Source organism: Streptomyces sp. R-07, assembly GCF_049913175.1.
In the GTDB taxonomy this organism is placed as follows: Bacteria; Actinomycetota; Actinomycetes; order Streptomycetales; family Streptomycetaceae; genus Streptomyces.
On the sequence record NZ_CP183978.1, the window covers coordinates 4,566,916 to 4,591,446 of the forward strand.

Consider the following 24,531-nt stretch of genomic DNA (forward strand, 5'->3'; position numbering starts at 1 on the left):
CTCAGCGGCGCCTCCGCCTTCCGCGCCTGGACCCGCACCACGACCGGGCGTCACCTGCGGTGCCTGTTCAGGCCCGGGGCCTGGGCCCGGCAAGGGGCGCAGTCTGTTGTGCCCGTCCTCCCCCAAGCTCTCGGCTTCGCTCGAGCAGGGGGACCCCATCGCCCTGGGGGCACCTCCCGGACGAAGTCTGGGGTAGGAACGCATGCCCACAACGGGGTCCCGAAACTAAAGCAAGCACGCTTGATTGTTTCTGGTCCCGCTGGCATGCTCCTCGGCGAAGGCCCGTGACCGCCCGTCCCCCGAGGGGAGCGCACCGTGTCCGACCCCGTCGTCGTCCTCGACGACCTGCGTGACGAGAGTGAAGAACTCGACCGTCTCGTCGGAGAGTTGAGCGAGGATCGGTGGGCCGCGCCGACCCCCGCGCCCGGCTGGACGATCGCCCATCAGATCGCCCACCTCGCCTGGACCGACCGGGCCGCCCTCCTCGCCGCCACCGACGCCGACGCCTTCGCCGCCGAGACCGAGAAGGCCCTCGCCGCCCCCGACCGCTTCGTCGACGAGGGCGCGGAGGAGGGCGCGAAGCTGCCGCCCGCCGAACTCCTCGCCCGCTGGCGGGCCGGCCGCGAGCAGCTCCAGGAGGCCCTGCGCGCGGTCCCGCCCGGGGTCAGGTTCCCCTGGTACGGGCCGCCGATGAGCGCCCCCGCCATGGCCACCGCCCGGCTGATGGAGACCTGGGCGCACGGCCAGGACGTCGCCGACGCCCTCGGGGCCGTACGCCCGCCGACCGCCCGGCTGCGGCACGTCGCCTGGATCGGCCACCGGGCCCGCGACTACGCCTTCCTCGTACGGGGGATCCCGGCGCCCGCCGAACCCTTCCGCGTCGAACTCACCGCCCCCGACGGCGAGCTGTGGACGTACGGCCCCGAGGGTGCCGCCCAGAAGGTCACCGGAACGGCCCTCGACTTCTGCCTCCTCGTCACCCAGCGCGTCCACCGCGACGACACCGCCCTGCTCGCCGAGGGTGAGGACGCCGAGCGCTGGCTCGGCATCGCCCAGGCCTTCGCGGGCCCGGCGGGCGACGGCCGCGCCGCGAGCGAGCCCCCGGCCCCCGAGGGCCCGCACGGAGCCCCCGCCTCCGACGGCCCGGCCGACCCCGGCCGCCCGCCCCTCGGAGCCCCGCCCCCCGAGGCCCCGGCCGACCGCGACCGCCCCGCGAAGGGCACCGCATGAGGGGCACCCTCCGGATCGGCAACGCCTCCGGCTTCTACGGCGATCGCTTCGACGCCGTCCGCGAGATGCTCACCGGCGGCGAGCTCGACGTCCTCACCGGCGACTACCTCGCCGAGCTGACCATGCTCATCCTCGGCCGCGACCAGCTCAAGGACCCGGCCGCCGGGTACGCGAAGACCTTCCTGCGCCAGATGGAGGAGGGACTCGGCCTCGCCCACGAGCGCGGGGTCCGCATCGTCACCAACGCCGGCGGCCTCAACCCCGCCGGGCTCGCCGACGCCCTCCGCGCCCTCGCCGCGAAGCTCGGCCTGCCGACCCGGATCGCCCACGTGGAGGGCGACCGGCTGCCGGCCCGGGACGGCGCCCTCGCCGCCAACGCCTACCTCGGCGGCGCCGGCATCGCCGCCTGCCTCGCGGCCGGCGCCGACGTCGTCGTCACCGGCCGCGTCACCGACGCCGCCCTCGTCACCGGGCCCGCGCAGTGGCACTTCGGCTGGGGCCCGGAGGCGTACGACGAGCTGGCGGGCGCGGTCGTCGCCGGGCACGTCCTGGAGTGCGGCACCCAGGCCACCGGCGGCAACTACGCCTTCTTCCGGGGTCATGACGTGCGCCGCCCCGGCTTCCCCGTCGCCGAACTCCACGCGGACGGCAGCGCCGTGATCACCAAGCACCCCGGCACCGGCGGCCTCGTCGACACCGGTACGGTCACGGCCCAGCTCCTCTACGAGACGGCCGGCGCCCGCTACCCCGGCCCCGACGTCACCGCCCGGCTCGACAGCGTCCGGCTCACCCAGGACGGCCCTGACAGGGTCCGGATCACGGGTGTACGGGGAGAGGCCCCGCCCCCGACGCTCAAGGTCGGTCTCAGCAGGCTCGGTGGCTTCCGCAACGAGGTCGTCTTCGTCCTCACCGGCCTCGACATCGAGGCCAAGGCGGACCTCCTCCGAGCGCAGATCGCCGACGCCCTGGTGAAGAACCCGCCCGCCGAGGTCCGCTGGGAGCTGGCCCGCACCGACCGCCCCGACGCCCCCACCGAGGAGACCGCGAGCGCCCTGCTCCGCCTCGTCGTCCGCGACCGGGACCCCGAGAAGGTCGGCCGCACCGTCACCGGGGCCGCCATCGAGCTGGCCCTCGCGAGCTACCCCGGCTTCCACGTCACCGCCCCGCCCGGCAAGGGCGCCCCCTACGGGGTCTTCGAGTCGGCGTACGTACCGGCCGCCGAGGTCCCGCACACGGCCGTCCTCCCCGACGGGACCCGCCGGGAGATCCCCGTACCCCCGAGGACCCGCGACCTGGAACCCGTACCCGACCCGGAGCTTCCGCCGCCCCTCCCCGAGGGGCCGACCCGAAGAGCGCCCCTCGGCCTGATCGCCGGGGCCCGCAGCGGCGACAAGGGCGGCGACGCGAACGTCGGCGTGTGGGTCCGCACGGAGGAGGAGTGGCGCTGGCTCGCCCACACCCTCACGGAGCAGAAGATCCGGGAACTTCTCCCCGAGACGGCGGAGTTGCGCGTCACCCGGCACCTCCTCCCGCACCTCCGCGCGGTGAACTTCACCCTCGCCGGGATCCTCGGCGAGGGCGTCGCCTCCCAGGCCCGCTTCGACCCCCAGGCCAAGGCCCTCGGCGAGTGGCTCCGCTCCCGCCACGTAGACGTACCGGAGGAACTCCTGGTGGACCGACTGGAGGAACAGCAATGACCGTCCTCGCCTCCGCCCTCGACACCGGCGGACCCGACTACGCGGCCCACCGCGCCGCCATGCTCGACAAGCTCGCCGCCCTCGACGCCGAGCACGCCAAGGCCCTCGCGGGCGGCGGCGAGAAGTACACCGCCCGCCACAAGAAGCGCGGCAAGCTCCTCGCCCGCGAGCGGATCGAGCTGCTCGTCGACCCCGACAGCCCCTTCCTCGAACTCTCCCCGCTCGCCGCCTGGGGCAGCGACTACACCGTAGGGGCATCCCTGGTGACCGGCATCGGGGTCGTCGAGGGCGTGGAGTGCCTGATCACCGCCAACGACCCGACCGTGCGCGGCGGCGCCTCCAACCCGTGGACGCTGAAGAAGGCCCTGCGGGCCAACGAGATCGCGTACGCCAACCGGCTGCCCGTCATCTCGCTCGTCGAGTCCGGCGGCGCCGACCTGCCCTCCCAGAAGGAGATCTTCATCCCGGGCGGGGCGCTCTTCCGCGACCTCACCCGCCTCTCCGCCGCCGGCATCCCGACCGTCGCCGTCGTCTTCGGGAACTCGACGGCGGGCGGCGCGTACGTCCCCGGCATGTCCGACCACGCCGTGATGATCAAGGAGCGGTCGAAGGTCTTCCTCGGCGGCCCGCCGCTCGTGAAGATGGCGACGGGGGAGGAGAGCGACGACGAGTCCCTCGGCGGCGCCGAGATGCACGCACGGACGTCCGGCCTCGCCGACCACTACGCCGTCGACGAGGCCGACGCGATCCGCCAGGCCCGCCGGATCGTCGCCCGCCTCAACCACCGCAAGGCCCACCCCGACCCGGAGTTCGCCGAACCCCCGAAGTACGACCCGGAGGAACTGCTCGGGATCGTCCCCGGCGAGCTCAAGACGCCCTTCGACCCGCGCGAGGTGATCGCCCGGATCGTCGACGGCTCGGACTTCGACGAGTTCAAGCCGCTGTACGGGACCTCGCTCACCACGGGCTGGGCGCGGCTGCACGGCTACCCGGTCGGCATCCTCGCGAACGCGCAGGGCGTCCTCTTCTCCGCCGAGTCGCAGAAGGCCGCCCAGTTCATCCAGCTCGCCAACCAGCGCGACATCCCGCTCGTCTTCCTCCACAACACCACCGGCTACATGGTCGGCAAGGAGTACGAGCAGGGCGGCATCATCAAGCACGGCGCCATGATGATCAACGCGGTGTCCAACTCGAAGGTCCCGCACCTCTCCGTCCTCATGGGGGCGAGCTACGGCGCCGGGCACTACGGCATGTGCGGCCGGGCCTACGACCCGCGCTTCCTCTTCGCCTGGCCGAGCGCGAAGTCCGCCGTCATGGGCCCGCAGCAGCTGGCCGGCGTCCTCTCCATCGTGGCGCGGGCGTCCGCCGCCGCGAAGGGGCAGCCGTACGACGACGAGGCCGACGCCGGGCTCCGCGCGCTCGTCGAGGCGCAGATCGAGTCCGAGTCGCTGCCGATGTTCCTCTCCGGCCGGCTCTACGACGACGGGGTCATCGACCCCCGCGACACCCGCACGGTCCTCGGGCTGTGCCTCTCCGCGATCCACACGGCACCGGTCGAGGGCGCGCGCGGCGGCTTCGGCGTCTTCCGAATGTGAGGCACTGATGATTTCGACCGTACTGGTCGCGAACCGGGGCGAGATAGCCTGCCGGGTCTTCCGCACCTGCCGTGAGCTGGGCATCTCCACCGTCGCCGTGTACTCCGACGCCGACGCCGGCGCGCTGCACGTGCGGGAGGCCGACGCGGCGGTACGGCTGCCGGGGGCCGCGCCCTCGGAGACGTACCTGCGCGGCGACCTGGTGGTGGCGGCGGCGCTCGCGGCGGGCGCCGACGCCGTCCACCCCGGCTACGGCTTCCTCTCCGAGAACGCCGGCTTCGCGCGGGCCGTGACCGACGCCGGCCTGGTGTGGATCGGACCGCCGCCCGAGGCGATCGAGGCGATGGCGTCGAAGACCCGGGCGAAGGAACTCCTGGGCATCGAGCCTCTGCGTGACGTCACCGAGGCCGACCTGCCGGTCCTCGTGAAGGCGGCGGCGGGCGGCGGCGGCCGGGGCATGCGGATCGTCCGCGAACTGAAGGCGCTGGACGAGGAGTTGCGGGCGGCCTCGGCGGAGGCGGCGAGCGCCTTCGGGGACGGCGAGGTGTTCGTCGAGCCGTACGTGGAGAACGGCCGCCACGTCGAGGTGCAGCTCCTCTGCGACACCCACGGCACCGTCTGGGCGCTCGGCACCCGCGACTGCTCCCTCCAGCGCCGGCACCAGAAGGTCATCGAGGAGGCCCCCGCCCCTGGCCTGCCCGCGCCGCTTGTCGACGAGCTGTACGAGCGGTCGGCGGCCGCCGCGAAGGCCGTCGGCTACGTCGGCGCGGGCACGGTCGAGTTCCTGGTCGCGGACGTCCCCCAAGCTCTCGGCTCCGCTCGAGCAGGGGGGACCCCCAGCGCGCACTTCCTGGAGATGAACACCCGCCTCCAGGTCGAGCACCCGGTCACCGAGGAGGTGTACGGCGTCGACCTCGTCGCCCTCCAGCTGGCCGTCGCCGAGGGCCGGGCCCTGCCGCCCGAGCCCCCGGCCCCCCGGGGCCACGCGGTCGAGGCCCGGCTCTACGCCGAGGACCCTGCGAGGGAGTGGGCGCCACAGACGGGCGTCCTGCACCGCTTCGAGGTGTCAGGAGACGTGCGCGTCGACACCGGATACGCCTCCGGCGACACGATCGGCGTCCACTACGACCCGATGCTCGCGAAGGTGATCGTCCACGCCCCGACCCGGGAGGCGGCCCTCCGCAAACTCGCCCACACCCTGGAGCGGGCCGCGCTCCACGGCCCCGTCACCAACCGGGACCTGCTGGTCGCCTCGCTCCGGCACCCCGAGTACGCCGGCGGGGAGGCCTTCGACACGGGCTTCTACGAGCGGAACCTGTCCGCCCTGACCCCGGCACCCGAGGGCGAGGTGTACGCGGCGGTGGCGGCGGCCCTGGCAGCGGCGTCCTCCAACAGGTCGCGTTTCGGCGGCGGGTGGCGCAGCCTCCGCTCGCAGGACGAGACGCGGACGTACGGCGCCCACGAGGTCCGCTACCGGCCGACCCGGGACGGCGGCTACGAGGTCACGTCCCCGGAGGGGGTGCGGGTCGTGTCGGCGGCGCCCGGCTCCGTACGGCTCGAAGTGGCGGGCGTGGCACGGACCTTCGACGTCACGGCGTACGAGGACACCGTCCACGCGGGAGCCCACCGCCTCACCGTCCGCCCCCGCTTCACCGACCCCGCCGACCTCCAGGAACCCGGCTCCCTGCTCGCCCCCATGCCCGGCACCGTCGTCCGGGTCGCGGACGGCCTCGCCGTCGGCGACCGGGTCACCGCCGGGCAGCCGCTCCTCTGGCTGGAGGCCATGAAGATGGAGCACCGCGTCATCGCCCCCGCCTCCGGCACGCTCACCGCGCTCCACGCCGCCCCCGGCCGTCAGGTCGAGGTCGGTGCCCTGCTCGCCGTCGTACAGGCCGACACCGAAGCACAGGAGGAAGACCCCGTATGAGCAGCATGATCGAGACCGAAGAGCTCACCGCACTCCGCGCCGCCGTCTCCGCCCTCGGCCACCGCCACGGCCCCGGCTTCGACCGGGCCGAGCTCTGGGCCGAGGCGGGCAAGCTCGGTTACCTGGGCGTGAACCTCCCCGAGGAGTACGGCGGCGGGGGCGGCGGCATGGCCGAGCTGTCGGTCGTCCTGGAGGAGACGGGCGCGGCCGGCGCGCCGCTGCTCATGATGGTCGTCTCGCCCGCGATCTGCGGCACGGTCATCGCCCGCTTCGGCACCGAGGAGCAGAAGCGGGCCTGGCTCCCGGGCCTCGCGGACGGCTCGAAGACGATGGCGTTCGGCATCACGGAGCCGGACGCGGGCTCCAACTCGCACCGGATCACGACCACCGCGACGCGCACCGAGGAGGGCTGGGTCCTCAACGGCCGGAAGGTCTTCGTCTCGGGTGTCGACATCGCCGACGCGACCCTCATCGTGGGCCGCACCTCCGACGCCCGTACGGGCTCGCTCAAGCCCTGTCTCTTCATCGTCCCGCGCGAGGCGCCCGGCTTCGGCCGCCGGCACATCGAGATGGAACTCGACGCGAACGAGAAGCAGTTCGAGCTGACCCTCGACGACGTGCACCTCCCCTTCGAGGCGCTCGTCGGCGACGAGGACGCGGGCCTGCTCCAGCTCTTCGCGGGCCTCAACCCCGAGCGGATCATGACGGCCGCCTTCGCGATCGGCATGGGCCGTCACGCCCTCGCGCAGGCCGTGAAGTACGCGAAGGAGCGGCAGGTCTGGAAGGCCCCGATCGGCGCCCACCAGGCCATCGCGCACCCGCTCGCCCAGGCCCACATCGAACTCGAACTGGCCCGCCTGATGATGGCGAAGGCCGCCCATCTCTACGACGCGGGCGACGACATGGGCGCGGGCGAGGCGGCCAACATGGCCAAGTACGCGGCTGCCGAGGCCTGTGTGAGGGCCGTCGACCAGGCCGTCCACACCCTCGGCGGCAACGGTCTGACCCGCGAGTTCGGTCTCGCGCGCCTGATCACGGCGGCCCGGGTGGCCCGTATCGCCCCCGTCAGCCGGGAGATGATCCTCAACTACGTCTCCCACCAGACCCTGGGCCTGCCCAAGTCGTACTGACGTCCCTCCGGGCGGTTCGGGTGCTACCGGGGTACGACCTCCGGTCTGGCTCCCCGGTGTGACGACGCGGGCGCGGTGGGGGCGTGACAGTACGGGCATCGACCACCGAGAACGAGGATCCCGATGACGCCCACGATCCGCGGCACCGCCCGTACCGCCGCCCGTACCGCCGTCCCCACCGCGGCGCGCGCCTTCCTGGCCCTTCCGGTCGGCCTGGCGGCGGCCGGGCTGACCCTGGCAGGTCAGCCCGCCCGGGCCGCCCGCGTACGGACCCGGCTGACGGACGGCGAGGGCGGAGGCGTCGGCACCGGACCGGGTGCCCGCTGGACCGGCGGCCGGGTCCTGGGCCGTGCCCTGCTCGGACTGCCGCTGGACGCGGCGGCCTTCGTGCTCGTCGGGTACGCGCTGTTCAACTCGGTCCGGAACCTCGGGTACCCGATCTGGTACCTGGACACCGACTACCACCAGGCCTGGGGCGGTCCGACGATGGCCGGCGTCTGGGCGGTCCACGCCACCGGCTGGCTGCTGTGCCTCGCCGTCCTGCTGCACTGGCCGGTCCGCTGGCTGGCCCGGGGCCAGCGGGCGCTGGACCGCCGCCTCGGAGCGGCCCGCGCCTGACGGACCGGTGGCGGCGTCTCGATCCGGAGAAGAGGGCCCCCACCCGAGCAGTTCCTCAAGGCCAACGAGGGCCGGGCGTACGGCGCGTACAAGGACGTCGACCTCCCCGCCCGACGCCGACACCTGGACGGTCTGCTTCCAGCGCCCCCACGCGGGCGTGCCGCTCGGGTCGACGGTGCCGGTGGTGTACCTGACGGAACCGGGCGTCCCGTGCCCGAAGTCGCCGAGCGAGCTGCTCCACAAGCCGACGCCGACCCCGAAGCCGACCACCCAGGCGCCGAAGCCGACGCGCACCCCGACACCGGAGCCCACCGCGGACGACTCGTCCTCCGGCGGCGGAGGCAGCGTCTACTACGCCGACTGCTCGGCCGTCCGCGCCGCCGGCGCCGCCCCCATCCACCGGGGCGAGCCGGGCTACGACAGTCACCTGGACCGCGACGGCGACGGCGTGGCCTGCGAGGGCTGACACCCGGCACGTGGCCGGTGAGGTCGGTCGTCGTCCTCGTCGCCGGTGTGCACCTTCCGGAGGCTCCGCCCGGGCCGTGCGCAGTGCACGGCTGCGGCAGTGTTGCCCCTCGTTCCTTGCAGGGTGCGGCGGGCCGCACCCTTCCCAGGAACCATGCAAGCATGCTTGATTGTTTTTCGGGGTACTGACAGGGTCTCCCCAAGTTCCGCCCGCAGCGGCGATCCTGGCGATCACCTTCCCACCTCCCCAGGGGGCAACGCATGGTGTTCCACAGCGCGTACGAGCCCGTTCCCACCGTCTCCCTCCCCATCCACGACGCCGTCCTCGGCCGCGCCGCCGAGCGCGGTGACACCCCCGCCCTGATCGACGGGGCCGGGGAGCTCAGCCTCACGTACGGGCAGGTCGACAGCTTCCATCGGCTCGTCGCCGCCGGACTCGCCGGGGCCGGGGTGCGGAAGGGGGACGTGCTCGCCCTGCACAGCCCCAACACCGTGCTGTTCCCGGTCGCGTTCTACGCCGCCACGCGCGCGGGTGCCTCCGTCACGACCGTGCACCCGCTGGCCACGCCCGAGGAGTTCGCCAAGCAGCTCCGCGACTCCTCCGCGCGCTGGATCGTGACCGTTTCCCCGCTGCTCGCCTCCGCCCGCGCGGCGGCCGAACTCGCCGGTGGCATACGGGAGATCTTCGTCTGCGACCGGGCGACCCAGGAGCAGGGCGTCCGCTCGCTCCAGGACTTCCTCGCCCCCACCGGGCCCGTCCCCGAGGCCGACATCGACCCCGACCAGGACGTCGCCGCCCTGCCGTACTCCTCCGGCACCACCGGCGTCCCCAAGGGCGTGATGCTCACCCACACCTCGATCGCCACCAACCTGGCCCAGCTGGCACCGGTCGCCCCGATGGGCCCGGGCGACCGCATCCTCGCCGTCCTGCCGTTCTTCCACATCTACGGGCTCACCGCCCTCATGAACGCGCCCCTCCGCCAGGGCGCCACCGTCGTCGTCCTGCCCCGCTTCGACCTCGACACCTTCCTCGGAGCCATCCAGAAGCACCGCATCAACGGCCTGTACGTGGCTCCGCCGATCGTGCTCGCCCTCGCCAAGCACCCGGCCGTCGCCGACTACGACCTGTCCTCCCTGGAGTACATCGTCAGCGCCGCCGCCCCGCTCGACGCCGCCCTCGCCGAGGCCTGCTCCACCCGCCTCGGCCTGCCGCCCGTCCGGCAGGCGTACGGCATGACCGAGCTGTCCCCGGGCACCCACGTCACCCCGCTCGACGCCGAGAACCCTCCCCCCGGCACCGTCGGCCGGCTGCTGCCCTCCACCGAGCTGCGGATCCTCTCCCTCGACGACCCCGCCAAGGACGCCGCCCCCGGCGAGGAGGGCGAGATCGCCATCCGCGGCCCCCAGGTCATGAAGGGCTACCTCGGCCGCCCCGACGCCACCGCCGACATGATCGACACCGACGGCTGGGTGCACACCGGCGACATCGGCCGCGTCGACGCCGACGGCTGGCTCTTCGTCGTCGACCGCGTCAAGGAACTCATCAAGTACAAGGGCTTCCAGGTCGCCCCCGCCGAACTCGAAGCGCTCCTCCTCACCCACGACGGCGTCGCCGACGCCGCCGTCATCGGCGTCACCGACGACGAGGGCACCGAGATCCCCAAGGCCTTCGTCGTCCGCCAGCCCACCGCGCCCGGACTCACCGCCGAGGAGGTCGTCGCGCACGTCGCCGCGCGCGTCTCCCCGTACAAGAAGGTCCGCGCCGTGGAGTTCATCGACACCGTCCCCCGGGCAGCGTCCGGGAAGATCCTCCGAAGGGAACTGAGGGACCGCGCATGACCCTTGTCGACGTCACCGAGGAGCGGGGCATCACCACCCTCGCCCTGAACTCCCCGGCCACCCGCAACGCCCTCTCCGCCCCGCTCGTCACCGAGCTCGCCGACGCCCTCACCACCTGCGGCAAGGACCCGGCGGTCCGGGCGGTCGTCCTCACCCACACCGGCACCACGTTCAGCGCGGGCGCCGACCTGAAGGCCCCGCCCAGCCCGTACGCCTTCGTGGACCTGCTCCGCCAGGTCGTCGAGCTGCCGAAACCGGTCGTCGCCCACGTCACCGCCGGCAGCCACACCCGGGCCGGCGGCCTCGGCCTGCTCGGCGCGGCCGACATCGTCCTCGCGGGGGAGGGGGCGGACTTCGCCCTCACCGAGGTGCGGATCGGGGTCGCGCCCGCCGTCATCTCCCTCACCCTCCTGCCGCGCCTCGCACCCCGCGCGGCCGCCCGCCACTACCTGACGGGCGAGCGGTTCGGCGTCCCGGAGGCGATCGCGATGGGCCTCGTGACCGCCGGCGACCGGGAACTGCCCGGCATCCTCGACTCCCTCCGCGCCGCCTCCCCGCAGGGCCTGCGGGAGGCGAAACGACTGGTCACCGCTAGAGTCCTGGAGACCTTCGAACGCGACGCGGAGGACCTGGTCCAGAGGTCGGCCACGCTCTTCGCCTCCGCCGAGGCGCGCGAGGGGATGACGGCCTTCCTCGAACGACGGGACCCCGCATGGCGGCTCTGACCGCACCCAAGCCGGACCGGCCGGACAAGCCCGACCGGAACCCCAAGCAGGACCGGAGCCGCGCCACCCGGCAGCGGCTCCTGGAGGCCGCCGTGTCCTGCCTGGCCGAGCACGGCTGGGCGGGCTCCACGGTCGCCGTCGTCGCCGAACGGGCCGGCGTCTCCCGGGGCGCCGCCCAGCACCACTTCCCCACCCGCGAGGACCTGTTCACGGCCGCCGTCGAGTACGTCGCGGAGGAGCGCTCGCAGGCCCTGCGGGCGGTCCGCACGGACGACCGCGAACAGGCCGTCGCCGCCCTCGTCGGCCTCTACACCGGACCCCTCTTCCGGGCCGCGCTCCATCTGTGGGTCGCCGCCGCCGACGAGGAGCAGCTCCGCGAGCGGGTCACGGAGCTGGAGGCCCGCGTCGGGCGCGAGTCCCACCGCATCGCCGTCGAGGTCCTGGGCGCCGACGAGTCACGCCCCGGCGTCCGCGAGACCGTCCAGGGCCTCCTGGACATGGCCCGAGGCCTGGGCCTCGCCACCCTCCTCACGGACGACCGCGCCCGCCGGGAACGAGTGGTGTCCCAGTGGGCGCGGCTGGTGAACGAGGCGCTGAGCGACTAGGGCCTGTCCGGCCCTGATCCGCCGGACAGGCCTTAGACGCCCGGGATCGCCCGCGCCCGGAAGGCGTCCCGTACCGCGGCAGCGGCCTGCGTCCCGTACATCTTCTGCGCGGTCGCGACCGTCGTGAGGGCCGCGTCCTTGAAGCTGGTGTCGGCGGCGAAGCCGAACTGGGCGTTCACGATGATCCGGTCGGCCGTCCGGGCGCCGAGCTTGCCGCGGATGTCGAAGAGCGCCCGCGACCAGATCTCGCCGTCCGCGTGGACCTCGCCCACGCGGTCCGCGTAGGTCTTGGTGCCGTCGATGCGGCGCAGGCAGTGCGGGGCCGCGCTGTAGCCGGTGGAGTCCCAGTCGGCGACGCACGCCAGGTCGGTCTTCATCGGCCAGCCGTACCGGGCGTCCGCGTTCGCGCCGACCTCCACGGCCAGGTAGTCGCCGAAGGCCTCGCCGATCGCACCGGCCTCCGGGGAGCTGCCGAAGCCGGGCACCTGGGCGTTGTGCACCGCGTGACCGTACTCGTGGACGACGACCTCGGCGTCCTCGGCGTCGTCCACGCCGCCCTTGCCGAAGCGGATCTCGTCCTTCTTGTCGGTGAAGAAGGAGTTGTCGGCGCCCCACTGGTTGAGGCGGACCGGCTGCACCCGGTCGTTCGCCCCGCGCAGCTCGGTGCCGAAGCCGAGGCCCTGGAGGTACTCCTGCGCCTCGTTGACCCAGAAGTACGCCATGACCTGCTCGAACTCGTCGTCGGAGCGGTCGTACGAGGCGGCGTCGGCGGCCTTCGCGGGGTTGCCGGTCTCCGAGCGGACCGCGGCCCACTTGCCGGAGAGGGCGCCGCTCGCGTCGAGGTTGCGCAGAGCGACGGAGGCGTACGCGGAGGCGGGGATGTCGCTCGCCGCGTCCTTGTGGTCGGTGAGGGACTGGTCGCCCGAGGACTGGACCGGGTTCACCATGAACACGCGGGCCTGCGGCGCGGCCGTGGCGGCGGAGGCCCCGGCGGTCGGGAGCAGGGCCGCGGTGGCGGTGGCCACGGTGACGGCGGCCGCGGCGACCAGGCCACGAGAGGTGCGGCGGGTCATGGACATCCTCCTGCGATGGGATGCTGCGACGGGAAGCTTGGCGTGTACTCAACACACGTGGCGGCGATCTTCGCGCACACCGGCCACTTTGAACAGACTTTGAGCCATCGAGGGACCCGACGTGACGCGGACCACAGTGGCCCCGTCCGCACCGCAGTACGCTGACTCCATGCCTCTGCTCGTACGCCGTCGCCACGTGGACTTCGTCCGCGTCACGAGCATGGGCTGTCGCCGCTCCGCCTGACCGTCCGGGGTACCACTCCTCACCCCCCCCGCGGTCCCTCGTCCGAGCACCAGCCGACCGGCTCCCGTGGCCCCCGCCCCACCCTTGGCGGCCGCCCCGGGCACCCGTAAACCCCGCGGATGCATACACATGACGAACAGCTCGTACCCCTCGCAGCTCCCCATCGTCGACCTCTCGGCGGCCGACCGGGACCCCCAGGCCCGGAAACTGCTCCACGCGCAGCTCCACTCCGCCGCCCACGACGTGGGTTTCTTCCAGCTCATCGGCCACGGCGTCACCGAGGCCGAGACGCGGGCCCTGACCTCCGCGATGCACGCCTTCTTCGCCCTGCCCGAGGCCGACCGGCTCGCCCTCGACAACATCAACTCGCCGCACTTCCGCGGCTACACGCGCATCGGCGACGAGCGCACCGCCGGCGCCCGCGACTGGCGCGACCAGCTCGACATCGGCGCCGAGCGCCCCGCCCGCACCCCCGCACCCTGGGAAGCCCCGTACTGGTGGCTCGAAGGCCCCAACCAGTGGCCCGCCGCCCTCCCCGAGCTCCGCACGGCCGCCCTGCACTGGATCGACCGCCTCAGCGGCGTCGCCGAGCGGCTCCTCCACGAGCTGCTCGCCTCCATCGGCGCGCCCCGGGACTTCTACGACGACATCTTCGGCCCGCGCGCCCACCCGCACCTCAAGCTGGTGCGCTACCCGGGCAGCAGCGGCGAGGGCGACGACCAGGGCGTCGGTGCGCACAAGGACTACGGCTTCCTCACCCTGCTGCTCCAGGACCAGGTCGGCGGGCTCCAGGTGCAGCGCGAGGACGGCGACTTCCATGACGTGCCGCCGTTGCCGGGCGCCTTCGTCGTCAACCTCGGCGAGCTCCTGGAGGTGGCCACGAACGGCTACCTGGTCGCGACGAACCACCGGGTGGTCTCGCCGCCCGGGGCGACGGAACGCTTCTCCGTGCCGTTCTTCTACAACCCGCGCCTGGACGCCCGGATCGCGCCGCTGGAGTTCCCGTTCGCGGACCGGGCGCCCGGCGTCACCACCGACCCGGCGAACCCGCTGTTCGCCGAGTACGGCCGCAACGAACTGAAGGGCAAGCTCCGCGCCCACCCGCTGACGACGGCCCGCCACCACGCCGACCTGCTGCTGCACCCGCAGGACCAGCAGGCCCAGCTGGTGTAGCGGGAGCGCACCGGCGCCAGCGCCGAGACCAGCACCGCCGCCACCACGGCCGTACGCACACGTGCCACGAGAACCTCCTGCCCCCGGGAAACGCTCTTGCGCTTCCCCGTACCCCCGTTCGATACGGCGAGGTCGCGAAAGGTTGTACCCGCCCGGCGGACTTCCCGGTGGACTCCCCGCGGAGAGAGTCAGGCCCCTGGTCGCCCTAGCCGGCGATGTCGGCGAATCCCTCGATCTCGCGCGGGTTCCGCTGGCCGGGGCCCGTGTAGCGGGCCGAGGGGCGCACGAGGCGGCCGGTGCGCTTCTGCTCCAGGATGTGCGCGGACCAGCCGGCCGTGCGGGCGCAGGTGAACATCGACGTGAACATGTGCGCGGGGACCTCGGCGAAGTCCAGGACGATGGCCGCCCAGAACTCGACGTTGGTCGCCAGGACCCGGTCGGGGCGCCGGTTGTGCAGCTCCTCCAGGGCGGCCTTCTCCAGGGCGGCGGCCACCTCGTAACGCGGAGCGTCCAGCTCCTTGGCCGTACGGCGGAGCACGCGGGCGCGGGGGTCCTCGGCGCGGTAGACGCGGTGGCCGAAGCCCATGAGGCGCTCGCCCTTGTCGAGGGCCTGCTTCACCCACGCGGTGGCGTCGCCGGTCCGCTCGATCTCCTCGATCATGCCGAGGACGCGGGACGGCGCGCCGCCGTGCAGCGGGCCGGACATGGCGCCGACGGCGCCGGAGAGGGAGGCGGCCACGTCGGCGCCGGTGGAGGCGATGACGCGCGCGGTGAACGTGGAGGCGTTCATGCCGTGCTCGGCGGCGGAGGTCCAGTAGGCGTCGACGGCCTTGACGTGCTTCGGGTCGGGCTCGCCGCGCCAGCGGATCATGAAGCGCTCGACGACCGACTCGGCCTTGTCGATCTCGCTCTGCGGGACCATCGGGAGGCCCTGGCCGCGCGCGGACTGCGCGACGTACGAGAGGGCCATGACGGCGGCGCGGGCGAGGTCGTCACGGGCCTGCTCGGCGGAGATGTCGAGGAGCGGTTTGAGACCCCACACGGGCGCGAGCATCGCGAGGGCGGACTGCACGTCGACCCGGATGTCACCGGAGTGCACGGGGATCGGGAAGGGCTCGGCGGCCGGCAGACCGGGGTTGAACGCGCCGTCGACGAGCAGGCCCCAGACGTTCCCGAAGGAGACGTGACCGACGAGGTCCTCGATGTCGACCCCGCGGTAGCGGAGGGCGCCGCCCTCCTTGTCGGGTTCGGCGATCTCCGTCTCGAACGCGACGACTCCCTCGAGGCCGGGTACGAAGTCGGACATCAGGCGGCTCCTCTATCGATGATCGATCAACCGTTTGGGGCGATCGTGGGGAATCAACAGTCATCCAGCGGAAGAGTCTGTACGGTTCCGATGATGCGGGGAAGCGTGACATCCGGCACACTGCGCCGATTCGGCGAGAGAGGATTAGTGCCCGGTGGTGCCGGGCAGACTGGGGCGCTGCGGCAGGATGACCCTGTGACCGACGCCCTGGATCCCGCCGACATGCGCGAGCAGTACCGCACCACGGAGCTGTCCGCGGCCGACCTCGCGCCCGAACCGATCGGACAGTTCGCCCGCTGGTTCAAGGAGACCGCCGCGAATCCGGCCATCCACGAGCCGAACGCGATGATCGTCTCGACAGCGACCCCCGAAGGCCGCCCGTCGTCTCGTACGGTCCTCCTCAAGCACTACGACGAGGCCGGCTTCGTCTTCTTCACGAACTACGAGTCCCGCAAAGGCAGGGAACTGGCGGCGAACCCGTACACGTCCCTGCTCTTCCCCTGGCACCCCCTGGCCCGCCAGGTCATCGTCACCGGCCGCGCGGTCCACGTGCCCCGCGAGGAGACGGTCGCCTACTTCCGCACCCGCCCGCACGGCTCCCAGCTCGGCGCCTGGGCCAGCCCCCAGTCCACGGTGATCCCGTCGCGCGAGGACCTCCTGGCCCGCTACGAGGAACTCGCCGCCCGCTATCCGGACTCGGAACAGGTCCCGGTCCCCCCGGAATGGGGCGGCATCCGCGTCGTCCCCGAGACGGTCGAATTCTGGCAGGGCCACGAAAACCGCCTCCACGACCGCCTGCGCTACGTCCACGAGCCCGACGGAACCTGGCGCGTGGAGCGACTCGCGCCCTGAGCGCCTCCCGGTCGCCTCAGAACTCGAAGGCGCGCCACCCGTCCGGATCCCGCCGAACCTCCCGGACGACCTGGTGGAGGAGTTCTCCGTCGTACAGCAGACCGCTGTTCGCCTCGGGGATGCGCTTGTCGTCGATGTACGCGGTGGGCGTCCCGTCGGCGGCCAGCTCGTGGGCGCCCTCCGAGGCCTCGACGAAGGAGCGGTACTTCATCGTCTTCACGGCGGAGTCGAACTGATCGGGAGGACGATAGCCCAGCCCGGTTCGCCCCCGGGAAACGCAGACGACCCGTGAGTCTGGTCCTGTCCGCCTAGGTTCGGACTGGGGGCCGGCCGGACTTACCGGCGACTCACGGGTCGGGTGACTGCGTGGTTTTCGGCAGAAGGCCTGCCGAAGTGCACGGAGTGCGTGCGACGGCAGGCCTCAGCCCGCAGTCACCTCACGAATCCGAAAAGAAACCATGTTCTCGGATCACCTCCTTTCGCGTGTACCCACACCCTAGGAAGCGTCCGCACACGCCTCAACCCATTTATTCAAATCACGGAACAGGGGTGTGCTCTGGGTCACGTTCCAGTTGAATGGTCGCAGCATGGGGGGTGCCTGGATGGGTGCATTCACGGGGGCCACGAGCGATGCCGTCTCCGTCCCGGGGGCGGGGGCCGATCTGTTGGCCGCGTTGCTCGACGGGATGGACGCCGCGCTCTGCGCGTTCGACGCCGACGGGACGGTCACGCACTGGAACCGGGAGGCCGAGCGGATTCTCGGCTGGTCCGCCGGGGAGGCCGTCGGGCGGCGCGGGTTCGAGGGGTGGGCGGCGCGGAGCGCCGACGCCGAGGAGACCCTGGGCCGGCTCATGGGGGCCATGAAGGGCCCCGGCCGCCAGGTCCACGAGTTCGTACTGCTTCGCAAGGACGGCGGCCGGGTCCTCGTACGGAGCCAGGCCGCCGGCGTGCGCGGCGCCGACGGCACCCCGGCCGGGGTGTACTGCGCCTTCAGCGAGGTCCACGTACAGCTCGACCTGGAGCGTTCGGTCGCCCTCAGCGAGGCCCTCTTCGAGGACGCCTCCTGGGGTGTCGTCCTCGTCGACGCCGATCTGCGCCCCGCCGTCATCAACGGTCATGCCGCCCGCGCCTTCGGGACCGGGCGTACGGCCCTGCTCGGGCGGCCCCTCGGGGACGTCGTCGTGCACGGAGCGGAGGAGCTGGAGGGCGCCCTCCAGCACGTCCTGGCGGAGGGCACGCCGCCCGCGCCGGCCGAGGTGTGGGTGACCCTGCGGACGGTCTCGGGGGAGCGCCGCCGGTGCTGGCGCAGCGGCTTCCTGCGGTTGTCGTCGCCGATGGCGGAGGAGCCGGTGCCGCTGGGTGTGGCCTGGCTGTTCCAGGACGTCACGGAGGAGCGGCTCGCGGCGCGCGAGGCGGACCGGCTGCGGTTCCGCTGGAGCCAGCTGCACCGGGCGGGCGCGGCGGCCGCGGAGTGCGAGGACCCGGCGGAGGCGGCGACGGTCCTGCTCGACTTCGCCCTGGCCGGGTTCGCCGATCACGCCCTGGTGGACCGCCCGGCGGGGGAGCGACGCCTCACGCGCGCCCTGGCCACCCCGGCCGGCGCCGCCCCCGGCCCGTCCTCGCCCGTCGTGGGCGGCGGCATCCCGCTGCGGTACGGGCCGCGGCACCCGGCGCTCCAGGCCTGGGACCGGCTGGGCACGGTCCGGGCGAGCGCGGGCCGTACCGCCGAGGTGTGGGCGGAGGCCCACCAGTGGCCGGGGGACGCGGCGCACGCCCTGTGCGTGGTCCTGCGCTCCCGGGGCCGCACCCTCGGCGTCCTGACGTTCCTGCGCGCCGCCTGCCGCGCGCCGTTCGAGCGCGAGGACGTGGTGTACGCGGAGGCGGTGGCGTCCCGGGTGGCGGCGTCCCTGGACCTCGGAGGCACCCCCTAGCCCTCCCGTACACCCACTTTTTTGTGGGTACTTGTCGGGGTCCGGCGCCCGGGAGAGCCTGGTGGCGGCCCGGAAGGAGAGAGGGGAGCGCGGGCCTCAGGAGGCGGCGGCCCGCGCCTCCGCCAGCCGGTCCAGCCGGCGATGGCCCCAGTCCGACAACGGGCCCAGCAGTTCGGAGAGTTCGCGCCCGAACGCCGTCAACGAGTAGACGGTCTTCGGTGGCAGCACGTCGTGCACCTCGCGGTGCACGAGACCGTCCGTCTCCATCTCGCGCAGCGCCTGCGTCAGCACCTTCTCGCTGATCTCGGGGAGCCTGCGGCGCAGTTCGCCGGGCCGGTGCGGGCCGCCTTCGAGCAGCCACAGCAGCGACGTCTTCCACTTGCCGTCGATGACGGCGATCGCGGCCGTCACGCCGCAGACGTTCGTGTCCTGGGCCCGGAGGCGTGTCATGCGCGTCCCTCTCCTTCTTCGGCTTCTTCGTGTCCCACGTACCTGCAAGGGAGTTCAGTCATGTCTTCTTCCCGTCAGCCTTCCTCCGTCGCCGTTCTCGGTCTCGGCCCGATGGGCCGGGCGCTGGCCGGCGCGTTCCTCGACGCCGGGGTGCGGACCACGGTGTGGAACCGCACCCCGGGCCGGGAGGGCGACCTCGTCGCGCGGGGCGCGGTCCTGGCGGCGAGTGCCGAGGAGGCGGTCGCCGCGAGCGCGCTCACGGTGATCTGCCTGGTCAACTACGACGCCACGGATTCCGTACTGCGGCAGCCGGCCGTCACGGACGCGCTCAAGGGCCGGACCGTGGTGAACCTGAGCGCCGACACCCCGGAGCGGGCCCGGGACACCGGCCGCTGGGCGGCGGAGCACGGCATCGGCTACCTGGACGGGGCCATCATGACCCCGACGCCGACGATCGGGACGCCCGCGGGGGTGTTCCTGCACAGCGGACCCGAGCCGCTGTACGCCGAGCACCGGCCGGTGCTCGACGCCCTGGGCGGTGTCCACACGCACCTCGGCGAGGACGTCGGGAGGGCGGCGGCGTACGACGTCGCGCTGCTCGACATCTTCTGGACGTCGATGACGGGGTACGTGCACGCCCTCGCCGTGGCCCGCGCGGAGGGCATCTCGGCGCGGGAGCTCGCGCCGTTCGCCCAGGGCATCGGGGCGATCCTGCCGCCGCTGTTCCAGGAGTGGGCGGAGGACGTGGACGGCGGCTCGTACTCGGGCGAGGGCAACCCGCTGACCTCGGCCGTGTCGACGATGGCCCACGTCGTGCACACGGCGGAGGGGCACGGCATCGACGCGAGCGTGATGCGCGCGGCGGAGGCGCTGGCGCGCCGGGCGGTGGGCCGGGGCCACGGCGCGGACGGCTTCACGCGGGTGACGCGGGTCCTGGACCGCGACTGACCGGCAACGAGGGGGGCCGGACGCTGCCGGGTTCCGGCATGGCCGGCCCCGGTGCGGTGGGACGACGATGAGCTCACGTTCGGGAACTCTGTGGGGGCCGTCATGGTGGCGTGGATGCTGGGAGTGAGCATGCCTGTGGGCGTGCTGGCGATCGTGATGGGCGTGGTCGCGTTCCGTACCGGATGGGTGATCCGCCCGGCACGCCGGAGCGTCAGACGGCCCCGGGTCTACGGTGTCGGCGTGATGGTGATGGGCGCGGGCATCCTCACCTCGGGCGCCGCCTACTTCGTCGCCCGGCTCGGTGACCTGTCGGGCCCGCCCTGGGGTGCCCTCGTCGGGAACGCACTGGTGCTCGTCGGTATCGCCTTCGTGGCGGCGAGCTACCTGCTTCCGCCGCGCGGACGGGCCCCGCACCCGACCGTCTAGGGGGCGTCTTGTCGATCAGCCGGGCTCGATCGACAAGACACTTCTAGGCCGGACACGGCTCAGTGCCGGTAGAAGATCCGGTCGGCGTACTCGGTCATCACGCGCCCGTTCCACTCGTGCCCGCCGTCGACGTTGCCGGAGCGCAGCAGCGGCGGCTCGATGCCGAGGCGTACGAGCTCCTCGGCGGCGGCGGCCATCGCGGCCTGCATGAGGGCGCTGGTGACGACGGTGGAGGCGGGCGCGAACGGCGCCTCGATGCCCTCGTGGGTGAGCTCCGCGTCGCCGACGGCGATCCGGGAGTCGAGGACGATGTCGCAGTGGTCCTTGAGGTACGTCCCCGAGACGTGCCGGGACTTCGTCTCCGTCGCGTACGCCACCGAGGTGACGCCGATGACGGTGAGGCCGAGCGCGCGGGCGTTCATGGCCATCTCCACGGGCAGGGCGTTGCGCCCGGAGAGGGAGATGATGACGAGGACGTCCCCGGCCTTGGCGGGGGAGGAGTCGAGGACGGCTCCGGCGAGGCCGTCGACGCGCTCCAGGGCGGAGCCGAGGGTGGCGGGCATGACGTCGACGCCGACGACGCCGGGGACGGCGAGCAGGTTCATCAGGGCGAGGCCGCCGGCCCGGTAGACGACGTCCTGCGCGGCGAGCGAGGAGTGTCCGGCGCCGAAGGCGAAGAGCCGGTTGCCGTTCGCGACGGCGGCGGCGATCGCGGCTCCGGCTGCGGCGATCTCGGCGGAGTCGCCGTCGCGCACCTCCTTGAGCAGGCCGATCGCGGCGTCGAAGAACTGTCCGGCCAGCTTGCTCTCGCCCGTGTTGTCGCCCTTGCTCTCGCCCATCGCGGCGGCTCCTTCTCGTCGTGGCTCTCGCCGAGGTCGCGGATCACGGTGCGGTCTGGACCATTGCTCTGTCAATACCGCCTCACCCGGCGCGGCCCGGTTGTCGGTCCGATGCGCAACAATTGCGGCAGGGCCAGCGCACGACTCATCGAGGGGCACGTATGTCCGGACTGATCGACACAACGGAGATGTATCTCCGCACCATCCTCGAGCTCGAGGAAGAAGGTGTGGTCCCCATGCGTGCCCGGATCGCCGAGCGGCTCGACCAGAGCGGTCCGACGGTGAGCCAGACGGTCGCCCGGATGGAGCGCGACGGTCTGGTGGCGGTGGCGAGTGACCGCCACCTGGAGCTCACGGAGGAGGGCCGCCGCCTCGCGACCCGGGTCATGCGCAAGCACCGCCTGGCCGAGTGCCTGCTCGTCGACGTGATCGGCCTGGAGTGGGAGCAGGTCCACGCCGAGGCCTGCCGCTGGGAGCACGTGATGAGCGAGGCCGTGGAGCGGCGGGTCCTGGAGCTGCTGCGTCACCCGACGGAGTCGCCGTACGGGAACCCGATCCCGGGCCTGGAGGAGCTGGGCGAGAAGGCGGAGGCCGAGGCCTTCCTCGACGACTCGATGGTGTCGCTCGCCGACCTGGACGCGAGCGGCGGCAAGACGGTGGTCGTGCGCCGGATCGGCGAGCCGATCCAGACGGACGCCCAGCTGATGTACACGCTGCGGAGGGCGGGCGTGCAGCCCGGCTCGGTGGTGTCGGTGTCGGAGTCGCCGGGCGGTGTCCTGGTGGGCAGCAGCGGCGAGGCCGCGGAGCTGGACGCGGACGTCGCGGCGCACGTGTTCGTCGCGAAGCGCTGAGTCCTTCTCGTACGTGACGGGGGCGCCCGCCGGTCTGCTCAGCGACCGGCGGGCGCCCCCGTCTGCTTCTGCGGTCAGATGTACGGGGCGAGGACGCCCCACAGGCCGAGCGCGAGGGTCGCCAGCGAGAAGGCGCCGCCGAAGGCGCGCTTCAGGACGATCATGAAGACCGTCTCGCGGGCGGCGTGGCGGGCCGGCTTCTCCGGGTCGTAGACGACGTGGATGTTCTCCGTCACGCGGTTGGGCGCGTCCTGGGTGTACTCGTTGCCGCTGGTGTCGGTGAACGTGTAGTGACGGGCCTTCTTCCCGTTCGGGTAGTACGCCCGTCTGGCGACGACGATGACACCGCGCCGGGCGAGGATCACCCTGTCGATGACGCTCATGGCGACGACGAGGGTGAGGAGCAGGCCCATGATCAGCCCGAACAGCCCGAAGAACGCGGCGAGGCCCATCTCGCCGCCGTGTGCCGCCGTGGTCCCCCAGACGTAGCCGACGTAGGCGGCGACGACGGCCGCGCCGCCCGTCCACGCCTGCCACATCTTGAGGGTGAACCCGGCGTCCTCGGTGGTGACGAGGGCGCTGCCTGCCGGGTCGCGTTCGGCGGGCAGGGCGTTGCCGAGGGCGGTGAGGAAGAGGGCGGTGGCGTACGCGTTGCCGCCCTCGATCCGATGGGTGGGCCCGTCGGTGAGGACGACCTCCAGGGCCGTGTCGCCGCGCGGGTGGACCTCCTTGACGGCGGCCAGGGGGATGCGCGTGATCGTCCGGTCCCGCTTGAGGGTGAGCAGGTCGGCGTCGAGGATCGCGTCGGCGTCGCCCTTGGCGAGGACTTGTGAGCTGAGCATGACCAAATTGACCCACGGTTGGGGCAGTTGGTTGTGCGTGAGGGGATCACGGATTCGGCTCGGATCGGCCTCGGAGGGCCAACGATCCGTCGTGCGCCCCGTTTTACGCCGGAATCGCCACGCCCGCGCCCTCGCCGTGCCACGCTGGTACGAGCGGGGCGATGAGCGGGTGCGGGGGTGGGTCCATGAGGGCTGCGGACGACAGAGGGCCCCGGCGCCTTCCGGCGCCGGGGCCTGTCCTCCCCTGTGCTGACCTGGAGCCCCGAGCTCTCAAGGTCATTCCCCTCGGACCGTTTTTCCCCGAGCGGTCCGCCTCCCGCTCAAGATCTCCCCTCGGCAGCGCGCGTCAATCCTTGAGCCCTGTCACTCGAACGAGGGGTGTTGTGTGGCAGGAGCGCATTTTCGAATGCGAGTTCGATACTCTGGCGAGGTTCGACGGAAAAGAGGGGGTGCCGGATCCATGGCGCGACGACTCGACGTCACCGGGGCCGACGGCGTCCGGCTGGCGGCCTGGGACCACACGGCCCCGGACCGCACGGCCGGGGGCCACGCGGCCGAGCACCGTACGGCCTGGGAACAGGCGGCTCCGGATCGCACGGCCCAGCACCGTACGGCCTGGGAGCGTGCGGCCTTGGACCACGCGACCTCCGACCGCACGGCCCCCGACCGCACGACCTCCGGCCGCACGACCCAGGACGACACGGCCGAGCACCGTGCGGCCTGGGACCACACCGCCCTGGACCGACTCCCCGGGTCCGGCAGCCGCGGGATCGTCCCGCAGCCCGGCCCGGACGCCGTCCCGCGCCCCGGCGGCCGCCCCGTCCCCCGCCCCGCGCCGCCCGCACAGGCACCCGCCCCACGGGCCGCACAGGCACCGGCGCCCCGCGCCGCACGGGCGCCGGAGCCCCAGCCCCCGCAGGCTCCCGCCCCCGGGGTGTTACTCCTCCACGGCCTGATGGGGCACGCGGGCCACTGGGCCCCCGCCGTCCGCCGCCTCTCCGGCGGTCACCGGATCATCGCCCTCGACCAGCGCGGTCACGGCGCGAGCGAGAAGCCCGCCGGCGGTCCCTTCACGCGCGAGGCGTACGTGGCGGACGCCGCCGCCGTCGTCGAGCAGCTCGGCCTCGGCCCGGTCACCCTCGTCGGCCACTCCATGGGCGCCCTGACCGCCTGGCAGCTGGCCGCCGAGCGCCCGGACCTCGTCCGCGCCCTCGTCATCTGCGACATGCGGGCCTCGGCGCTCGGCGCGGCCTCGCAGCGCGCCTGGCAGGAGTGGTTCCGCGGCTGGCCCGCGCCCTTCGCGTCCCTGGAGGCCGTCCACCGCTGGTTCGGCGCCGACGACCCCTGGGTGGAGACCCCGAACCCGGCGCGGGGCGCCTTCTTCGCCGAGGTGATGGCCGAGCACCCCGAGGGCTGGCGCCCGGTCTTCGACCCGGAGCAGATGCTGACCTCGCGCGAGACCTGGGTGCACGACGCCCACTGGGACTCCCTCGCCCAGGTCCGCTGCCCCACCCTCGTGGTCCGCGGCCTGGACGGCGAGCTGGGCCGCGCGGAGGCCCAGGAGATGGTCCGGGTGCTGCCCCACGGGGCGTACGCGGAGATCCCCGACGCGGGCCATCTCCTCCACTACACCCACCCGGAGGCCTGGAGCGAGGCCGTGGAGCCCTTCCTGAACGGCGTTCTGACGCCCTGACAGCCGAATAGCCGGCCTCCCAGCTGCCGAATCCCCGACCTCCCGGAACCGGATCCCCGACCTCCCGGCAAC

At 73.1% G+C, this 24,531-nt stretch carries 23 protein-coding genes; 17 read left to right on the forward strand and 6 right to left on the reverse strand.

Going from position 1 to position 24,531, the window contains the following annotated elements; genetic code table 11:
* Positions 1 to 315 precede the first annotated feature (315 nt).
* The 10 genes from ACN9M0_RS20950 (at position 316) to ACN9M0_RS20995 (ending at position 11,831) form a co-directional block, all read left to right on the forward strand.
* The gene (locus ACN9M0_RS20950) at positions 316 to 1,230 is read left to right on the forward strand and encodes a TIGR03084 family metal-binding protein (RefSeq protein WP_426404035.1); all 915 of its coding nucleotides are present in this window, start codon (positions 316 to 318) and stop codon (positions 1,228 to 1,230) included.
* Positions 1,227 to 2,927, forward strand: coding sequence for an acyclic terpene utilization AtuA family protein (locus ACN9M0_RS20955; RefSeq protein WP_366039059.1), 1,701 nt, complete (start codon positions 1,227 to 1,229; stop codon positions 2,925 to 2,927). The genes ACN9M0_RS20950 and ACN9M0_RS20955 overlap by 4 nt, the downstream gene beginning before the upstream one ends.
* Positions 2,924 to 4,522: an acyl-CoA carboxylase subunit beta gene (locus ACN9M0_RS20960; protein ID WP_399695770.1), complete on the forward strand. Its 1,599-nt coding sequence runs from the start codon at positions 2,924 to 2,926 to the stop codon at positions 4,520 to 4,522. The genes ACN9M0_RS20955 and ACN9M0_RS20960 overlap by 4 nt, the downstream gene beginning before the upstream one ends.
* Positions 4,523 to 4,529: 7 nt before the next feature.
* The gene (locus ACN9M0_RS20965) at positions 4,530 to 6,449 is read left to right on the forward strand and encodes an acetyl/propionyl/methylcrotonyl-CoA carboxylase subunit alpha (protein ID WP_399695771.1); all 1,920 of its coding nucleotides are present in this window, start codon (positions 4,530 to 4,532) and stop codon (positions 6,447 to 6,449) included.
* Positions 6,446 to 7,579 (forward strand): acyl-CoA dehydrogenase family protein, encoded by a 1,134-nt coding sequence (locus ACN9M0_RS20970; protein WP_366039055.1) that lies wholly within the window; start codon positions 6,446 to 6,448, stop codon positions 7,577 to 7,579. The genes ACN9M0_RS20965 and ACN9M0_RS20970 overlap by 4 nt, the downstream gene beginning before the upstream one ends.
* A gap of 123 nt (positions 7,580 to 7,702) precedes the next feature.
* Positions 7,703 to 8,197, forward strand: coding sequence for a hypothetical protein (locus ACN9M0_RS20975; protein ID WP_399695772.1), 495 nt, complete (start codon positions 7,703 to 7,705; stop codon positions 8,195 to 8,197).
* Positions 8,198 to 8,381: 184 nt separating this feature from the next.
* Positions 8,382 to 8,663, forward strand: coding sequence for an excalibur calcium-binding domain-containing protein (locus ACN9M0_RS20980; protein ID WP_399695774.1), 282 nt, complete (start codon positions 8,382 to 8,384; stop codon positions 8,661 to 8,663).
* A gap of 260 nt (positions 8,664 to 8,923) precedes the next feature.
* Positions 8,924 to 10,501: an AMP-binding protein gene (locus tag ACN9M0_RS20985; protein WP_399695775.1), complete on the forward strand. Its 1,578-nt coding sequence runs from the start codon at positions 8,924 to 8,926 to the stop codon at positions 10,499 to 10,501.
* Positions 10,498 to 11,226 (forward strand): enoyl-CoA hydratase family protein, encoded by a 729-nt coding sequence (locus tag ACN9M0_RS20990; RefSeq protein WP_399695776.1) that lies wholly within the window; start codon positions 10,498 to 10,500, stop codon positions 11,224 to 11,226. The genes ACN9M0_RS20985 and ACN9M0_RS20990 overlap by 4 nt, the downstream gene beginning before the upstream one ends.
* On the forward strand, positions 11,214 to 11,831 hold the full coding sequence (locus tag ACN9M0_RS20995) for a TetR/AcrR family transcriptional regulator (protein WP_366039050.1): 618 nt from the start codon (positions 11,214 to 11,216) through the stop codon (positions 11,829 to 11,831). Before ACN9M0_RS20990 ends, ACN9M0_RS20995 begins: the two co-directional genes overlap by 13 nt.
* 32 nt (positions 11,832 to 11,863) lie before the next feature.
* Here ACN9M0_RS20995 and ACN9M0_RS21000 read toward each other — a convergent pair whose 3' ends face one another.
* Positions 11,864 to 12,904 (reverse strand): M4 family metallopeptidase, encoded by a 1,041-nt coding sequence (locus ACN9M0_RS21000; protein ID WP_366039049.1) that lies wholly within the window; start codon positions 12,902 to 12,904, stop codon positions 11,864 to 11,866.
* 373 nt (positions 12,905 to 13,277) lie between these two features.
* On the opposite strand from ACN9M0_RS21000, the gene ACN9M0_RS21005 reads away from it, so the two are divergent.
* Positions 13,278 to 14,321: an isopenicillin N synthase family dioxygenase gene (locus ACN9M0_RS21005; RefSeq protein ID WP_366039048.1), complete on the forward strand. Its 1,044-nt coding sequence runs from the start codon at positions 13,278 to 13,280 to the stop codon at positions 14,319 to 14,321.
* Positions 14,322 to 14,526: 205 nt separating this feature from the next.
* Here the strand turns inward: ACN9M0_RS21005 and ACN9M0_RS21010 are convergent, their stop codons facing one another.
* A complete protein-coding gene (locus ACN9M0_RS21010) occupies positions 14,527 to 15,627 on the reverse strand; it encodes a citrate synthase 2 (RefSeq protein WP_366039046.1) in 1,101 nt (366 codons plus the stop codon).
* 195 nt (positions 15,628 to 15,822) lie between these two features.
* On the opposite strand from ACN9M0_RS21010, the gene pdxH reads away from it, so the two are divergent.
* Positions 15,823 to 16,479, forward strand: coding sequence for a pyridoxamine 5'-phosphate oxidase (gene pdxH / locus ACN9M0_RS21015; RefSeq protein ID WP_426404036.1), 657 nt, complete (start codon positions 15,823 to 15,825; stop codon positions 16,477 to 16,479).
* 16 nt (positions 16,480 to 16,495) lie between these two features.
* Here the strand turns inward: pdxH and ACN9M0_RS21020 are convergent, their stop codons facing one another.
* Positions 16,496 to 16,699 (reverse strand): hypothetical protein, encoded by a 204-nt coding sequence (locus ACN9M0_RS21020; RefSeq protein ID WP_426404037.1) that lies wholly within the window; start codon positions 16,697 to 16,699, stop codon positions 16,496 to 16,498.
* A 382-nt stretch (positions 16,700 to 17,081) separates the two neighbouring features.
* Here ACN9M0_RS21020 and ACN9M0_RS21025 point away from each other — a divergent pair, with 382 nt between their 5' ends.
* Positions 17,082 to 18,410 (forward strand): PAS domain-containing protein, encoded by a 1,329-nt coding sequence (locus ACN9M0_RS21025; protein WP_366039044.1) that lies wholly within the window; start codon positions 17,082 to 17,084, stop codon positions 18,408 to 18,410.
* A 96-nt stretch (positions 18,411 to 18,506) separates the two neighbouring features.
* Here the strand turns inward: ACN9M0_RS21025 and ACN9M0_RS21030 are convergent, their stop codons facing one another.
* Positions 18,507 to 18,860, reverse strand: coding sequence for a winged helix-turn-helix transcriptional regulator (locus tag ACN9M0_RS21030; RefSeq protein WP_399695779.1), 354 nt, complete (start codon positions 18,858 to 18,860; stop codon positions 18,507 to 18,509).
* A 60-nt stretch (positions 18,861 to 18,920) separates the two neighbouring features.
* On the opposite strand from ACN9M0_RS21030, the gene ACN9M0_RS21035 reads away from it, so the two are divergent.
* Together ACN9M0_RS21035 and ACN9M0_RS21040 are read left to right on the forward strand one after the other, a co-directional pair.
* Positions 18,921 to 19,808: an NAD(P)-dependent oxidoreductase gene (locus ACN9M0_RS21035; RefSeq protein WP_426404038.1), complete on the forward strand. Its 888-nt coding sequence runs from the start codon at positions 18,921 to 18,923 to the stop codon at positions 19,806 to 19,808.
* 123 nt (positions 19,809 to 19,931) lie between these two features.
* Complete coding sequence (locus ACN9M0_RS21040) at positions 19,932 to 20,234, forward strand: hypothetical protein (RefSeq protein ID WP_366039041.1); 303 nt, start codon at positions 19,932 to 19,934, stop codon at positions 20,232 to 20,234.
* 59 nt (positions 20,235 to 20,293) lie between these two features.
* On the opposite strand, the gene ACN9M0_RS21045 is transcribed toward ACN9M0_RS21040, so the two are convergent.
* Complete coding sequence (locus tag ACN9M0_RS21045) at positions 20,294 to 21,073, reverse strand: SIS domain-containing protein (RefSeq protein WP_399695782.1); 780 nt, start codon at positions 21,071 to 21,073, stop codon at positions 20,294 to 20,296.
* A 161-nt stretch (positions 21,074 to 21,234) separates the two neighbouring features.
* Between ACN9M0_RS21045 and ACN9M0_RS21050 the strand changes: the two genes are divergently transcribed.
* Entirely contained in the window at positions 21,235 to 21,924 is a 690-nt protein-coding gene (locus tag ACN9M0_RS21050) for a metal-dependent transcriptional regulator (protein ID WP_366039039.1), read from the forward strand.
* Between the two features lie 74 nt (positions 21,925 to 21,998).
* On the opposite strand, the gene ACN9M0_RS21055 is transcribed toward ACN9M0_RS21050, so the two are convergent.
* Positions 21,999 to 22,766 carry a hypothetical protein gene (locus ACN9M0_RS21055; RefSeq protein ID WP_366039038.1) on the reverse strand — a complete coding sequence of 256 codons (768 nt, stop codon included), beginning with the start codon at positions 22,764 to 22,766 and terminating at the stop codon, positions 21,999 to 22,001.
* 769 nt (positions 22,767 to 23,535) lie between these two features.
* Here ACN9M0_RS21055 and ACN9M0_RS21060 point away from each other — a divergent pair.
* Positions 23,536 to 24,459 (forward strand): alpha/beta fold hydrolase, encoded by a 924-nt coding sequence (locus tag ACN9M0_RS21060; protein ID WP_426405318.1) that lies wholly within the window; start codon positions 23,536 to 23,538, stop codon positions 24,457 to 24,459.
* The last annotated feature ends 72 nt before the right edge of the window (positions 24,460 to 24,531 follow it).

Excerpts from the sequence above, each read along its gene's own strand:
- ACN9M0_RS20985 (WP_399695775.1), top strand. The coding sequence starts at position 8,924 with ATGGTGTTCCACAGCGCGTACGAGCCCGTTCCCACCGTCTCCCTCCCC.
- ACN9M0_RS21045 (WP_399695782.1), bottom strand. The coding sequence starts at position 21,073 with ATGGGCGAGAGCAAGGGCGACAACACGGGCGAGAGCAAGCTGGCCGGA.
- ACN9M0_RS20975 (WP_399695772.1), top strand. The coding sequence starts at position 7,703 with ATGACGCCCACGATCCGCGGCACCGCCCGTACCGCCGCCCGTACCGCC.
- ACN9M0_RS20960 (WP_399695770.1), top strand. The coding sequence starts at position 2,924 with ATGACCGTCCTCGCCTCCGCCCTCGACACCGGCGGACCCGACTACGCG.
- ACN9M0_RS21010 (WP_366039046.1), bottom strand. The coding sequence starts at position 15,627 with ATGTCCGACTTCGTACCCGGCCTCGAGGGAGTCGTCGCGTTCGAGACG.
- ACN9M0_RS21005 (WP_366039048.1), top strand. The coding sequence starts at position 13,278 with ATGACGAACAGCTCGTACCCCTCGCAGCTCCCCATCGTCGACCTCTCG.
- ACN9M0_RS21035 (WP_426404038.1), top strand. The coding sequence starts at position 18,921 with ATGTCTTCTTCCCGTCAGCCTTCCTCCGTCGCCGTTCTCGGTCTCGGC.
- ACN9M0_RS21025 (WP_366039044.1), top strand. The coding sequence starts at position 17,082 with ATGGGTGCATTCACGGGGGCCACGAGCGATGCCGTCTCCGTCCCGGGG.
- ACN9M0_RS21055 (WP_366039038.1), bottom strand. The coding sequence starts at position 22,766 with ATGCTCAGCTCACAAGTCCTCGCCAAGGGCGACGCCGACGCGATCCTC.
- ACN9M0_RS20970 (WP_366039055.1), top strand. The coding sequence starts at position 6,446 with ATGAGCAGCATGATCGAGACCGAAGAGCTCACCGCACTCCGCGCCGCC.
- ACN9M0_RS21000 (WP_366039049.1), bottom strand. The coding sequence starts at position 12,904 with ATGACCCGCCGCACCTCTCGTGGCCTGGTCGCCGCGGCCGCCGTCACC.
- ACN9M0_RS21030 (WP_399695779.1), bottom strand. The coding sequence starts at position 18,860 with ATGACACGCCTCCGGGCCCAGGACACGAACGTCTGCGGCGTGACGGCC.
- ACN9M0_RS20955 (WP_366039059.1), top strand. The coding sequence starts at position 1,227 with ATGAGGGGCACCCTCCGGATCGGCAACGCCTCCGGCTTCTACGGCGAT.
- ACN9M0_RS20995 (WP_366039050.1), top strand. The coding sequence starts at position 11,214 with ATGGCGGCTCTGACCGCACCCAAGCCGGACCGGCCGGACAAGCCCGAC.
- ACN9M0_RS21050 (WP_366039039.1), top strand. The coding sequence starts at position 21,235 with ATGTCCGGACTGATCGACACAACGGAGATGTATCTCCGCACCATCCTC.
- ACN9M0_RS20990 (WP_399695776.1), top strand. The coding sequence starts at position 10,498 with ATGACCCTTGTCGACGTCACCGAGGAGCGGGGCATCACCACCCTCGCC.
- ACN9M0_RS20965 (WP_399695771.1), top strand. The coding sequence starts at position 4,530 with ATGATTTCGACCGTACTGGTCGCGAACCGGGGCGAGATAGCCTGCCGG.